The organism is Streptococcus sp. HMSC072G04 (genome assembly GCF_001813295.1).
Lineage (GTDB): Bacteria > Bacillota > Bacilli > Lactobacillales > Streptococcaceae > Streptococcus.
In genome coordinates this window covers 71,231-85,205 of sequence record NZ_KV812021.1, presented here as the reverse complement: position 1 = coordinate 85,205, position 13,975 = coordinate 71,231, and the positions used below count along the sequence as shown (strand labels likewise).

The following is a 13,975-nucleotide window of genomic DNA, read 5'->3' as shown; positions in this document are numbered from 1 at the left end:
TATCATAATTCTATGGACTGGACCAGGCCTTCTAAACTAGAAGGGAAAGAGCAACCAAGACCATTCTCAGCGCTGCTTAGAAGGCACCAAAGCCTCCTCCGCCTCCACCACCGGAGAAACCTCCTCCACTACCAGAGGAAACTGTGAAATGACTAGCCGTCGATGCTGTCGATCCATAAGTAGACATGGCATGACTTGAGTGGGTCACATCATGATAGAACGGGGTGTAAACGAAGGCGTTTAAGGCTTGATTTTCTAAATGAATATTCCGAAGTTTCATGACCTTTGTGACCTGATCGGCTACACCATACAAGGCCGCATAAACCAATAAGCGGTTCCATAGGACCAGAGACTGCAACTCTGCATCGTTAAGGTGGGCAATCTCTTTCAACATCCGACCAAAACTATCCCAGTAATAGCGTTGCTCAGCACCCGCAAGATTGACAACCCCATCTCGTAGGCAGGCCTTAAAGACACCATTGAAGCGCACTGGCATAAACCAAAGTATGAGGATCCCTATCAAACAAGGAACAGAGAACCAACCCATCCCAAAGATGGCAAAGATTTCTGCTCCAAGGGCGATAAACCAAGCAGCCCAACCAAAGAAGAGACTTCGTCTAGCTTGCGCTTCTTCTTTTGCTTCTAAAGGGCGATAGTAGCTTGGCAAATGGAGATCTTCTACCTTGCGATGAACATCTCGGGCCACTTGGTTGACAGCCGTATCAAAACGAGCCTGAGCCTTACTTCCTAGTGAACGAATCGCATCTTGATCTGCTTTTTTGGCATGTTTGTATACATCATCACTGAATTCATAATTCTCAAAGAGACGGTTAACAGGACAGGAAACTTGATCCCCAAAAGCCATATTCATAAAGGACCGTTCAAAATCATCCACATGTCCATGAGACTTTCTGGTCAAAACGACTTCATTTCCTTGTTGCTCGTAGACAATCACTCCACGATCCATCAGATCCAGCAAAGTAGCTTGAAGCATTTTTTCAAATGTAAATACCGGCGGAGTTGCCTTCTCTTTATTGGTCGGGGAGGCCTCGTCTAATTCAGCTGAATAAACAACCGAACTCATAATCAGAGGTGCAATGTCCTGTGGAATCTCGTAAAGGCGTGTATCGGTCGGATAGGTCACACCAGGCCAAATCATTTTTTTAAACCGATTGCGGCCCAAGAGAGAAAGAAGCCAGAGTGCAATAATGAAGGCTGGCAAGATCCAGTTCCAAAACATGCGTGTCCAGTATTTTTCCTGTTCAATTTTAGCTTGGTTCTTGTGAAATTCATCCAATTTGGTCAATCCTGTATTTCGACCAGAATCATACAAAGTAGTTAGATCTGACTTCAACCAGTAACCATACAACTCCACAGCCTTTCCTTTGCCTAGGTTATAGAAAGTAGCAGAATAGATTCCATCTTCTTTCTTTACAGTCACATCCGGTCCCATAAAGGCTGTATGGATATACAGTTCCGACTGGGCATTGGCTGGTGCAAACTTAGGAATGACACGAAATTGAACTTCGTCCACCTTCTGATCGCCATCCGTAATTGGTTTCCAGTTCAACTGCAAGATATCCTTGTGTGAATAAAGAAGATTTTTTAATTTCCATGTGACTTTTATTTTGACTGTATCTTGCGCTACACCACTGTTATAAATTTTCACTCGGTAGCCATCACCTAGATTCGTAATCTCGGGTTCTCTTTGAAGATCACGACCTTCCACCTCAACCTTTGGCGGTATCTCAATTGCAAACCCTTGTGGCATGTTGCCCGCAGTTCCTAGGCTAACATACTGTCCTCTATAAGAATCTTTGAAATAATAAACCAGTTCTTCCTCATAGGTGGCGTCGTCCCAGGTGTCCAAGGTCAAGGTTCCACCATAGTAAAGTACATCATAAGATGGACTAGATGCATAGACATTCTGACTGACAAAAAGGCAGGCCAGAAAGGCGAAAAAAACATACAAATACTTTTTCATTTGATCACGCTCCTTTGTATTATTATAGCATTTTTTAAATAAAAAGAGGACCATGTTTGAAATGCAGCCTATTTTACTGTACAATAGGAGAAGTTAAAATAAGGAAGAGGAGAAAAAATGAAAAAAACATTATTCGCGCTCTTAACAGGGCTTTTCATTTGCCTGGGGATCACACAGGTTGCTCATGCAGATGACTATTTACGAATCGGAATGGAAGCAGCCTACGCTCCTTTCAACTGGACCCAAGAAGATGATGCAAATGGAGCTGTTAAAATTGACGGTACCAATCAATATGCTAATGGGTACGATGTCCAAATCGCCAAAAAAGTTGCTGAGGAGTTAGGTAAAAAACCTCTGATCGTAAAAACATCTTGGAACGGTTTAATTCCAGCCCTCACTTCTGGTAAAATCGATATGATTATCGCTGGGATGAGTCCAACCGCTGAACGTAAAAAAGAGGTCGCCTTCTCCAAGAGCTACTATACCAGTGAACCGGTCATGCTCGTTCGTAAAGATGGAAACTATGCAAACGCCACTAGTCTAGATGACTTTAAGGATGCAAAGGTCACCTCTCAACAAGGGGTCTACCTCTATTCTCTCATTTCCCAACTCAAGGGTGCGAAACAAGAAACTGCAATGGGTGATTTTGCCCAGATGCGTCAAGCTTTAGAATCGGGTGTTATTGATGCCTATGTTTCTGAACGTCCCGAAGCCCTAACCGCCGAGTCCGCTAATTCTAAATTTAAGATGATTCAATTCAAAAAAGGATTTGAAGTTGGGGAAGAAGATGCGACTATCGCTATCGGGATGAAGAAGGGTGACACTAGAATTGACCAAGTCAATGCCGCACTAGCTAAGATTTCGTCTGAAGACCAAGTCAAACTCATGGATGATATGATTAAGAAGCAACCAGCTTCCAGTGATGCTAGTGATGATAAGCAGACATTCTTTAGCCAAATGATGAAGATTTTAAAGGATAATGGTCCACAGTTCCTACGGGGAACTGGTATGACCCTCTTAATCTCCATGACAGGGACCATTGCTGGGTTGGTTATCGGTTTGTTAATCGGTGTCTTCCGGACAGCTCCAAAGGCTAAAAATAAATTCCTTGCTGGATGCCAAACTGCCTTTGGTTGGTTCCTCAATGTCTACATTGAAATCTTCCGTGGAACTCCGATGATCGTTCAATCCATGGTCATTTTCTACGGTTCCGCCCAAGCCTTCAACATTTCCTTGGATCGTACCTGGGCCGCCATCTTTATCGTATCCATCAATACCGGAGCTTATATGAGTGAGATTGTTCGTGGTGGGATCTTAGCAGTGGATCCAGGTCAGTTTGAAGCAGCGACTGCTCTAGGAATGACCCATGGACAAACCATGCGCAAGGTCGTCCTTCCACAGGTTGTTCGCAATATCTTGCCAGCAACAGGGAATGAATTTGTTATTAACATCAAGGATACATCTGTTTTGAATGTTATCTCTGTAGTTGAACTGTACTTTACAGGAAATACGGTCGCAACTCAAAACTACCAATACTTCCCAACCTTTACGATCATCGCTGTGATTTACTTCGTTCTCACCTTTACCATCACACGAATTCTTCGCTATATCGAACGTCGCTTAGATTCTGATACTTACACTACAGGTGCAAATCAAATGCAAGTCAAGGAGGTGAAATAATGGCAGAAAAAATTCTTGAAATCCAACATTTAAAAAAATCTTATGGTCAAAATGAGGTCTTGAAAGATATTTCGCTCACCGTTGAAAAAGGAGAGGTGATCTCCATCATCGGGAGCTCTGGTAGCGGAAAATCAACCTTCCTTCGCTCCATCAATCTTCTGGAGACTCCTACTGCTGGAGAGATTCTCTATCGTGGGCAAAATGTCCTTGATCCTGAGTATGATCTTACCCACTACCGCGAGAAATTGGGGATGGTTTTCCAAAGTTTTAATCTCTTCGAAAATTTAAACGTCTTGGAAAATACGATCGTAGCACAAACGACCGTCCTCAAGCGTGATCGTGAAACTGCAGAAAAAGTTGCCAAAGAAAACCTTGAAAAAGTCGGTATGGGTTCTCAATATTGGGCTGCCCGTCCGAAACAACTTTCAGGTGGTCAAAAGCAACGGGTCGCTATCGCACGCGCCCTCTCTATGGATCCTGATGCCATTCTCTTCGATGAACCAACTTCTGCCCTAGACCCAGAAATGGTTGGGGAAGTCTTGAAAATCATGCAGAACCTTGCTAAAGAAGGACTCACCATGATTGTCGTCACCCACGAAATGGAATTTGCCCGCGATGTCTCTAGCCGGGTCATCTTCATGGACAAGGGTGTCATCGCTGAGCAAGGAGATCCAAAAGAAATCTTTAGCAATCCAAAAGAAGAACGTACCAAGGAATTCCTTCAACGCTTCTTACATTAATCTCTTGAAACAGTTTGCTTACCAGTATGGAAGCAAGCTGTTTTTTGTATCGCTTCTGCTTTTGAGGCATAGAAAAAAACCAGAGAGCAAACTCTCTGGTTTTCAATTGGAACAACAAATTAATCTTCGAATTTTTGATGATTTTTGTCATAAAAATCAATCAATCCAAGTGCAGTTTCAAACGAGATATTCTTCACTTTTGCACGTCCTTGAGCCAAGGCAATGATAGACATTTCACGGGCATTTGTTTCTTTACTGATACGATATCCTGTAATTTTCTTATCACGTACCCATCCAACAACTGATTCTACTTTTTCAAAGTTCGATTTAGCCATGATCTTTCTCCTATATTATTATTTCCAATACTAATATAAATTTTTTTGCACATTTTGTCAACTAAAATTGCTGAAAATACGAACCTTTTTTAAAAAATGATAAAAAGTTTACTTTGCTTTCAGGGCTGATAATATTTGTGTACGAATGTTTTCGACGCCATCAGGGTTTGCTGGTAGGAAAATCGTATTATTCCCTTCTTTATCTGCAAAATTATTTAAGGTATCTAAGTACTGGTTGGTTAAGAGAATTGACATGATTTGTTCTTCGGTCAAGTCTACATTCGCGCCTTTTAACTCTTTAATAGAGTCTGCCAATCCATCGACAATGGCCTTCCGTTGCTCGGCAATACCAACCCCGTGCAAACGGTCTTTTTCCGCCTCTGCTTCGGCAGCAGTAACGATCTTGATCTTGTCTGCTTCTGCCAATTCCTGAGCTGCCACGCGTTTTCTTTGCGCCGCATTGATCTCATTCATGGATTGTTTCACTTCAGCATCTGGCTCAACTTTGGTAATCAAGGTTTTAACAATAATATATCCATAAGTTGACATTTCTTCTGCTACTTGTTTTTGAACTTCAAGAGCAATTTCATCTTTTTTCTCAAACAATTCATCTAAGGTCAACTTAGGCACAGAAGAACGAAGAGCATCTTCAATGTATGATTTAATCTGTGATTCTGGACGCATGAGTTTGTAGTAAGCATCCTTTACGTTGCTTTCGTTCACTCGATATTGCGTCGCCACATTCATGGTAACGAACACGTTATCCTGAGTTTTTGTTTCAACCACAATCTCACTCTGCAAGACGCGCAATTGAACTCGCGCGGCAATTTTATCGATGCCAAAAGGTGCTCGCATATGAATGCCACTATCGCTAATTTTTTGATAGCGACCAAAACGCTCGATGATGGCAACAGATTGTTGCTTGACCACATATAGTGAGCTAATCACAATGAATCCTGCAACCATTAGCAAGAATAAAATAAAGATAAAAAATCCAGGCATAAAAAGTTCCTCCTTTTAATTTACGCATATCATATCACAAGTCTTCATAAAAAAGCAATATATTCCATAAAAATATATTGCTTAAATAGTCGATTATTTCTGTATGATACTCAGACCAGCATATTATAGAGAGTTTCATTGCCGTTCAAGTTAATGAAAGACGGATCAAAACGCTCGATACGGTTAACCAAGCCTGCATAGTCATGCTTATTGGCCAAAGTAACCCCAATCAAGACAGGGCCTGTTCCTTTACTAGCACGCTTGATGTATTCAAAACGTGTAATATCATCATTTGGCCCTAAGATATCATTTACAAATTCACGAAGGGCCCCTGGACGTTGTGGGAAATTGACGATAAAGTAGTGTTTGACCCCATCGTAGATCAAGGCCCGTTCTTCCATCTCAGGCATACGGTTGATATCATTATTCCCACCTGAGATAATACAACAAATGGTTTTCCCCTTGATGTATTCGCGCAAGATTTCAAGGGATGCCACACTGGCCGCTCCTGCTGGTTCAGCTACGATCCCTTGTTTGGAATAAAGATCAATCAAAGTCTCTGAAATCAAGCCTTCATCGACCCCAACCAAAGTTTCCACATGTTGACGGGTCACTTCATAAGTCAATTGTCCCACTTTTTGCACAGCAATCCCGTCTGCAAACTTATCGATTTCTGGCAATTTGACGGGACCACCTGCTTCAAAAGCAGCCTTCATGGAGCGCGCTCCTTCGGCCTCTACCCCAATGACTTCAATCCGAGGATCCGTTTCTTTGATATAGGTAGAAACACCTGAAATGAGGCCTCCTCCACCGACAGGGACAAGGACAGCATCAAAGGCAATCGATTCTTTTCGAGCTTCCTCAAGAATTTCATAGCCCACTGTTCCTTGGCCAGCCTGTACGTGTGGATCATCAAACGGGTCAATAAAGGTCCGCTTTTCTGCAAGAGTAAATTCTTGGGCCGCCTTCGCTGAAGCGTCAAAAGTATCTCCGACCAACTTGATTGTTACATAATCCCCACCAAAGAAGCGGACTTGGCCGATCTTTTGTTGTGGTGTTGTAATCGGCATGAAGATGGTTGCTGGAATCTTCATTTCATTACAAGTATAAGCAACTCCTTGCGCATGGTTTCCCGCAGAAGCACACACTACCCCACGCTCACGCTCTTCTTTTGAGAGTTGAGAAATTGCAAAATACGCTCCACGAATCTTGAACGAACGAACACGTTGGGCGTTTTCTTTTTTCAAATAAATCTTTGCCCCATATTTTTCAGATAAATAGTGGTCGTATTCAAGGGGCGTATTAACAACGACTCCACTTAATATTTTATGGGCCTTGGCCACATCTTTTGCTGTTATCATTTCATACCTCTGTTGCTGTGTATTGATCAAAAAAGCAAGCCAGGGTGTCCCAACTTGCTTAGTCTTCTACAGACAATTAGTTGTAGATTTTGAAGGCGTCATCGTCGTTTTGACCAACGAATGGCATCGCTTTACGCAATTCAGCACCAACTTTTTCAATTTCAAGGTTAGCAGCTTGTTCACGGTAAGCAGTTAATTTTGGACGTCCAGCTTTATAGTCGTTAACAAAGTCGTTAGCGAAGTTACCATTTTGAATGTCAGCAAGAACAGCTTTCATATTTTCTTTCACTTGTTCAGTGATGACACGTGGGCCTGATACGTAGTCACCGTATTCAGCAGTGTTAGAGATTGATTGACGCATTTTCTTGAAGCCACCTTCGTAGATCAAGTCTACAATCAATTTCATTTCGTGAAGAACTTCAAAGTAGGCCAATTCTGGAGCATAACCTGCTTCAGTCAATACTTCAAAACCAGCTTCGATAAGGGCAGTCAAACCACCACAAAGTACAGCTTGTTCTCCGAACAAATCTTCTTCCGTTTCTTCTTTATAGGTTGTTTCCAAAAGACCAACACGTGCTGATCCAACCCCTTTACACCAGTCCATAGCGATGTCTTTGGCGTTACCTGTAGCATCTTGATAGACTGCGTAAAGTGCTGGTACACCAAATCCTTCAGTATAAGTACGACGAACCAAGTGACCTGGTCCTTTCGGTGCACACATAAAGACATCGACATCCGCTGGAACTTTGATGAATTCAAAGTGGATATTGAATCCGTGTGCAAAACCAACAGCATTACCCGCTTCAAGATTTGGCGCAATTTCAGTTTCATACAATTCTTGTTGGATTTCATCCGGAGCCAAAATCATGATCACGTCTGCCAATTTAGTCGCTTCTGCTACTGTATAAGTATCAAAACCATCTTCTTTTGCTTTATCGAATGATTTACCTGGACGTACACCGATGATGACATCATGACCTGAGTCACGCAAGTTTTGTGCATGCGCATGTCCTTGTGAACCATAACCGATCACAGCAATCTTCTTACCATTTAATGCTGCAACTTTAACGTCTTTTTCGTATTCCATTTGAACTGCCATAAGTAAAATCTCTTTTCTATTTTAATTTGCCTTTTTAAGGCGGGGTTAACAATGTTAAGGCGAGAATTAATCTCGAGTAAAACCGGTTGCACCGGTACGAGCGATATTTTTAATCCCATAAGGTCGAATAACACGAATGAGGGCTTCGCTCTTTTCTGCATTTCCCGTCATTTGAACGGTGATAGAGCTTGGGGCCACATCGACCACGGTCGCACGGAAAGGTTGAATAATGGCCAAGATTTCTGCCCGCTTCTCAGCTGGTGCAGAAACTTTCACCAGGATCACTTCGCGCTCCAAGTGTGGTTTGTCAGTGATATCACGAATGCGAATCACATCAATCTGACGGTTGAGCTGTTTGATGATTTGCTCTACTTCATCATGCGAAGCAACATCAATGATAATGGTAATCCGCGATACATTAGGGTTTTCTGTTGCACCAACAGAGATGCTTTCGATATTGACTTGACGTCTCGACAGGACTCCAGTAAAGCGGTTCAGAACACCTGATCGGTTTTGAAGTTTGGCTGTTAACATTCTACGCATTAAACTTCACCCCCAACATCTCATGATTACTCTTACCAGCTGGTACCATCGGTAAGACATGCTCTTTCCGAGAAATGTCTACTTCGATGAACATTGGTACATCTTCTGTGATGACTTCCAAATCCTTCTCCAGAGTATCAGGATTATCAAATTTATAATTCTTGATCCCGTAAGCTTGCGCCATCAATTGGAAATCCGGAAGACTATCAAAGACTGACTCTGACGTCCGACCATCATAGAAGGCTTCTTGCCATTGACGGACCATTCCAAGCGAGTGGTTGTTGAGCATAACGACCTTGATCGGAACCTTATAAATATTTAAGATCGCCAATTCTTGGTTGGTCATTTGGAAACCACCATCTCCGACAAAGAGAACAACTTCTTTATCTGGATTGGCAATTTTCGCTCCGATAGCTGCAGGAACACCAAATCCCATCGTTCCTAGACCACCAGATGTTACCAATTGGCGCTCATTTTGGTAAGGATAGTATTGAGCTGCCCACATTTGGTGTTGTCCAACGTCTGTGACGACAATAGCGTCCCCCTTGGTCAACTCTCCAATGCGTTCAATCACAGCTTGTGGTTGCACAACCCGTTCCTTCTTATCGTAAGAACGAACCCGGTTCTTATCTTGGGTCACCTTTTCGATCCACTTTTCAGTGTTGTTATGAACCGTTGGCTCTGCTAGCAACTGTTGCAAGGCTTTCTTTGCATCGCCAACCACAGGAATGTCGATAGCAATGATCTTCCCAATCTCTGCAGGATCAATGTCGATATGGGCAACCTTAGCATTTTTAGCGAAAGTCTTTGGATTCCCTGTCAAACGGTCGTCAAATCGACAACCAACACTGATCATGAAATCCGTCTCTGTCATAGCGATATTGGCCGCGAAGGATCCATGCATTCCTCCCATCCCTAGGAAAAGAGGATGACTGGTTGCAATCGTTCCTTGACCTAACAGACTGGTCACTACTGGAATCTGATAGCGCTCTGCTAGAGCAATCAACTCTTTTGCGGCTCCAGCGTAACTCACTCCACCACCAGCAAGAAGAACTGGTTTTTTAGCCTTACTCAATTGCTTCAAAATCTTTTTGATTTGCAATTCATTTGGTTCAATGGTTGGCTGATAGCTTGGAAGCTTCACACTTGGTTCATAGATGAAATCTGTCTCTATAGCAGAGACGTCTTTCGGTAGGTCAATGACGACAGGACCTGGACGACCTGTAGTCGCGATATGGACAGCTTCTGTAATAATCCGCGGAAGGTCTGCCGTCTCACGTACTTGATAATTGTACTTGGTAATGGGCATGGTAATTCCCACAATATCCGCTTCTTGGAAGGCGTCTTTCCCGATTCCAGCGCGATTGACTTGACCAGTAAAGACCAATAAAGGCACACTGTCGCTCATGGCATCCGCAATCCCTGTAATAGCATTGGTAGCCCCCGGTCCACTCGTGACGACTGCGACACCCAACTTCCCAGTTGATTTGGCATAGCCTTCAGCTTCATGCAAACATCCTTGTTCGTGTCGTCCAAGAATATGCTTGATACCTTCAAAGCTATAGATAGCATCGTATAAAGGCAAAACGGCTCCACCAGGATAACCAAAAATTGTATCGATTCCCAAATCACGCAGGGTTTCAAGGACAAGTTCTGAACCGGTTTTCGCAGTTTCTAAGGTAATTTTCTCCATGTCTCTCCTTTCCAGTACTTTGTATATCAAATTAGCATGCTACTATCATACCATTTTTAGAAAATATTTCAAGGAAAAATAGTAAATTTTCTGAATTTTCTATTCAAATCCGAAGAATGAGAGTTTTTCTAAAAATGCTACGTCTATCAGAAAAAAAGTCTCTAGGAAATCCTAGAAACTTTTCTTCCTTATAACCAACCCTTTTCTTGGGCGATCTTTGCTGCCTCGGTCCGGTTTTCCGCATCCAACTTGGTCAGAATGGCTGACATATAATTGCGGATGGTCCCGTTTGAGAGGAATAAACGATCAGCAATTTCTTGGTTAGAAGCCCCTTTTGCGACTTCTTTTAAAACTGCCTTTTCTTGAGGGCTTAGAGGATTGGGATGGGTCAAGATCCCTTCCATTAATTCAGGAGAATATTCTTTTTGCCCTGCTAATACTGTATGAAGAGTCGCCATCAAATCCGTGATGCGGCGTTCTTTTAAGACATAGGCATCGACTCCAGCCTTGAGGGCCCGCTCGAAATAGCCCGGCCGCTTAAAGGTGGTAACGATGACGACCTTGATCTGGGGTTGTTGACTTTTAGCCCATTCCAACACTTCTAACCCTGTTTTGATGGGCATTTCGATATCTAAAATCGCAATATCGACTGGATGTGTTTCGAGTAAACGAATGGCCTCTTGTCCATCGCCAGCCTGCAAGACATCTTCCACATCCTCTTGCAGGAGCAAGAGCTGGCAGAGAGCATCGCGCAACATACTTTGGTCTTCAGCAACTAATAAGCGCATCTTATTTCCTTTCTTGATAGGGGATCCGTATTTCTATCCGGGTCGGCTTGTGTTGATGACTGATCTCCAGCTCTCCTCCCAACAAGGCAATCCGTTCGCGAATCGAGTGCAGGTCCTTGTCGGAAACTTTGTCAAAGCCGATGCCATTGTCTTCTGCGACCATTTCCACTCCTGTCTCGGTGGAGCGATAAGAGAGAAGAGCCTGCGTCGCTTTGGCGTGTTTGATCATATTGGTAGCTAATTCCAGAGATACCATAGCCAGAGCAGATTCTAGAATCGGCGAGATGCTGGCTGTATCAAGCTCATTTTGAATCTCCACTTTTACTTGCGCCACTTCCAGCATTTGCTTGACGGTTTCTAGCTCTCTTGCCAGGGTTCGCTGCTTCAAGTTCTCGACAATCTCTCGGACTTGGTGCATGGACTCTTGACTGATGGCTTGAATCTCTTGCACCTGCTCCTTAGCCTTCTCAACCTGACCCAATGCTAAGAATTGATCAGCTAGGTCCGCCTTGACACTGAGCATGGCAAAGGTGTGTCCTAGACTGTCATGCAGATCACGGCCAATCCGATGGCGCTCGTTTTCTGCCAGCAAAAGATTGATCTGGGCATTTTGCTTGGCATGGTCAGCTTTCAACTCTTCCATCATCTCAGCCCGGGCCATACTATAGGTCATAATCGCGATGAACAAGCAGATGATCAGTACAAAAAGCCAATCATTTTCTCTCATCTCCCTATTAAATAACAGGGCTCCAAAAAGGATCAGTAGTGATCCAACAGCCGTCCAAAGAAAGGGCGAGCGAAAATCGCGAATCCCTAAACGATAGAGCAAAATATTGCTCAGATAATAGTAAAACCAACAAAAGCTAGTTCCAACAAAAAAGGTATTTCCTGCAATATAAAGTAGAAGATAAATCCAAAAAAGCCAGGTCAGTTTCTTATTTTCAGTAATGAGGATTCCTAGATAGCTTATCATAAAGAAGATGGCTAAAAAGAAATGCCACCAGGGAATCTGCCCTAAGAAAATAGAAGCAAAGGGAAAGGCCATAAAGATTAAGCCTACGTAAAACATATGGTGAATATGTTTGAGTTTTTCAATCATGAACGAACCTCAGAATGACGACGATAGATGATAACAAGGGCAAACAAGACCAGGGTAAACAAGGTTAAATAGACACTCGCAAAGACATTAACCTGTCCCTTGTTTAAAAAGGTCTTAATCAGTTCCATCAATTGATAGGTTGGTAAGCATTTGCCGATGGCTTGCATCCATTCTGGAAAGAGACTAATCGGCATCCATAGCCCTCCCATGACAGCCAGTCCCATGTAAAGGAGATTACCTACAACAGACATCAATTGACTAGAAGGAAGCAGGGTCAAGACCAGACCGAGAGCCACAAACGCTAGGCTTCCTAGGATGAGAAGGAAGGCTCCTAAGATCCAATCCTGCAGGGGCATATTCACATGCCGCACCACATGGCCTACGGTAAAGACAACTCCAATCGATAGGAGAAAATCGACAAAGAGACCCACAACCTTTATTAGATAATATTCTACCATAGATACGGGGGTATGGCGCAAGACTTTTTGCCAATTATTGAGTCGATCGGTTTCAAGAACGGTTGGAAAAGAAAAGATAGCCGTAGACATCATAGAAAAAGCCGTCATGGACAAAAGATAATCCCTCATAAAGTGAGCGGGTGCCCCTGGCGTGTCCTGGTACATCCCTGAAAAGAAGAGATAAAAGGCCGTGGGCATCCCAATTGATAACAAGTAATAAATGGCTTGGCGTCTAGTCAAATGCCACTCAACCACGCCGAGAGCTTTCATGCGTTTCATCTTCTCTACCTACTTCCTTTGTATTTTCAAAAATAGAATCCAATAAACTTCGATTGCTTACTTCGATTTCTTGGATCGAACATCCTTCTTCTTGTAATCGAGTCCACAAACGATTGGCATCCCGTGTCACAACCTGAAGGGCATCGGGTTTAATGACCACTTCACCAATACCTTCCATCTCTGCCACTAGAGCTTGGTAGCGTAGAGGTAGAGTGAAATGTTTTTCTACCTCTTCGCTTCTCATAGCGAGAGGTGTCGTATCCCGAAGCAAATGGCCCTGATGCAAGACCAGGATCCGATCAGCTGTATGTTCTACTTCCTCGATGTAATGCGAAGAATAGACAATGGTCACGCCTTCTTCCTTTAAATGCCCGACGATCTCCCAAAAGCGTTGGCGGGTGGACGTATCCATTCCAGCAGTTGGCTCGTCCAAAAACAAAAGACTCGGACAACCAATCAAGGTCAACACAAAGGATAAGAGACGCTTTTGCCCACCAGACAGCTTACTGGCTAATTGCTTCTTTTGTTCTGGAGTAAAACGCAATAGATCATCAATTTCTTCCCCTGTTAAGGGGTTGGGATAAATAGAGCGAAAGAAGTTGATCAGTTCTTGCACGGTTAACTTTTGAACGATAGCATTCTCTTGAGGGAGATAGGAGACACTAGCCTTTAATCGAGGATGACCAGGAGCCTTCCCCTCTACTTCAATGATTCCAGAAGTCACTTTCATATCTCCCAGAAGACAGTTCATCAAGGTTGTTTTCCCAGCTCCGTTTGGCCCGATTAAGGCCAGACAATCCCCCCGTTCAACCGCAAAAGAAAGATCTTCTAAAATGACTTTTCCTTTGATGCTTTTTTTCAAGTTCTCTACTCTAATGACGCTCATGATACTCTCCTTTCAAGCAGGCTTGGCT

Annotated in this window: 13 protein-coding genes; 2 read left to right on the top strand and 11 right to left on the bottom strand. The window is 43.2% G+C overall.

Annotated elements, in window-relative coordinates:
• Positions 1 to 76: 76 nt before the first annotated feature.
• The gene (locus HMPREF2904_RS05650; protein WP_070660849.1) at positions 77 to 1,984 is read right to left on the bottom strand and encodes a DUF2207 domain-containing protein; all 1,908 of its coding nucleotides are present in this window, start codon (positions 1,982 to 1,984) and stop codon (positions 77 to 79) included.
• 117 nt (positions 1,985 to 2,101) lie between these two features.
• On the opposite strand from HMPREF2904_RS05650, the gene HMPREF2904_RS05645 reads away from it, so the two are divergent.
• Positions 2,102 to 3,664, top strand: a complete 1,563-nt coding sequence (locus HMPREF2904_RS05645) for an ABC transporter substrate-binding protein/permease (RefSeq protein WP_070660846.1) — start codon at positions 2,102 to 2,104, stop codon at positions 3,662 to 3,664.
• Complete coding sequence (locus tag HMPREF2904_RS05640) at positions 3,664 to 4,404, top strand: amino acid ABC transporter ATP-binding protein (protein ID WP_070660843.1); 741 nt, start codon at positions 3,664 to 3,666, stop codon at positions 4,402 to 4,404. The genes HMPREF2904_RS05645 and HMPREF2904_RS05640 overlap by 1 nt, the downstream gene beginning before the upstream one ends.
• Positions 4,405 to 4,523: 119 nt before the next feature.
• Here the strand turns inward: HMPREF2904_RS05640 and HMPREF2904_RS05635 are convergent, their stop codons facing one another.
• From HMPREF2904_RS05635 to HMPREF2904_RS05590, 10 genes are all read right to left on the bottom strand, one after another.
• Complete coding sequence (locus tag HMPREF2904_RS05635; RefSeq protein WP_003004771.1) at positions 4,524 to 4,739, bottom strand: capsule biosynthesis transcriptional regulator; 216 nt, start codon at positions 4,737 to 4,739, stop codon at positions 4,524 to 4,526.
• A gap of 108 nt (positions 4,740 to 4,847) precedes the next feature.
• Positions 4,848 to 5,741 (bottom strand): SPFH domain-containing protein, encoded by an 894-nt coding sequence (locus HMPREF2904_RS05630; RefSeq protein WP_003010253.1) that lies wholly within the window; start codon positions 5,739 to 5,741, stop codon positions 4,848 to 4,850.
• A 110-nt stretch (positions 5,742 to 5,851) separates the two neighbouring features.
• The gene (gene ilvA, locus HMPREF2904_RS05625) at positions 5,852 to 7,102 is read right to left on the bottom strand and encodes a threonine ammonia-lyase IlvA (protein ID WP_045759134.1); all 1,251 of its coding nucleotides are present in this window, start codon (positions 7,100 to 7,102) and stop codon (positions 5,852 to 5,854) included.
• A 76-nt stretch (positions 7,103 to 7,178) separates the two neighbouring features.
• Entirely contained in the window at positions 7,179 to 8,201 is a 1,023-nt protein-coding gene (gene ilvC / locus HMPREF2904_RS05620; RefSeq protein WP_070660840.1) for a ketol-acid reductoisomerase, read from the bottom strand.
• A 66-nt stretch (positions 8,202 to 8,267) separates the two neighbouring features.
• Positions 8,268 to 8,744 (bottom strand): acetolactate synthase small subunit, encoded by a 477-nt coding sequence (gene ilvN / locus HMPREF2904_RS05615; RefSeq protein WP_023919316.1) that lies wholly within the window; start codon positions 8,742 to 8,744, stop codon positions 8,268 to 8,270.
• Complete coding sequence (locus HMPREF2904_RS05610) at positions 8,737 to 10,437, bottom strand: acetolactate synthase large subunit (RefSeq protein ID WP_070660838.1); 1,701 nt, start codon at positions 10,435 to 10,437, stop codon at positions 8,737 to 8,739. Before HMPREF2904_RS05610 ends, ilvN begins: the two co-directional genes overlap by 8 nt.
• Before the next feature lie 188 nt (positions 10,438 to 10,625).
• The gene (locus tag HMPREF2904_RS05605) at positions 10,626 to 11,225 is read right to left on the bottom strand and encodes a response regulator transcription factor (protein WP_070660835.1); all 600 of its coding nucleotides are present in this window, start codon (positions 11,223 to 11,225) and stop codon (positions 10,626 to 10,628) included.
• A 1-nt stretch (position 11,226) separates the two neighbouring features.
• On the bottom strand, positions 11,227 to 12,324 hold the full coding sequence (locus HMPREF2904_RS05600) for a sensor histidine kinase (RefSeq protein WP_070660832.1): 1,098 nt from the start codon (positions 12,322 to 12,324) through the stop codon (positions 11,227 to 11,229).
• Positions 12,321 to 13,061 (bottom strand): ABC transporter permease, encoded by a 741-nt coding sequence (locus tag HMPREF2904_RS05595; RefSeq protein WP_070660828.1) that lies wholly within the window; start codon positions 13,059 to 13,061, stop codon positions 12,321 to 12,323. The genes HMPREF2904_RS05600 and HMPREF2904_RS05595 overlap by 4 nt, the downstream gene beginning before the upstream one ends.
• Complete coding sequence (locus HMPREF2904_RS05590) at positions 13,030 to 13,947, bottom strand: ABC transporter ATP-binding protein (protein WP_070660824.1); 918 nt, start codon at positions 13,945 to 13,947, stop codon at positions 13,030 to 13,032. The genes HMPREF2904_RS05595 and HMPREF2904_RS05590 overlap by 32 nt, the downstream gene beginning before the upstream one ends.
• Between the last annotated feature and the right edge of the window lie 28 nt (positions 13,948 to 13,975).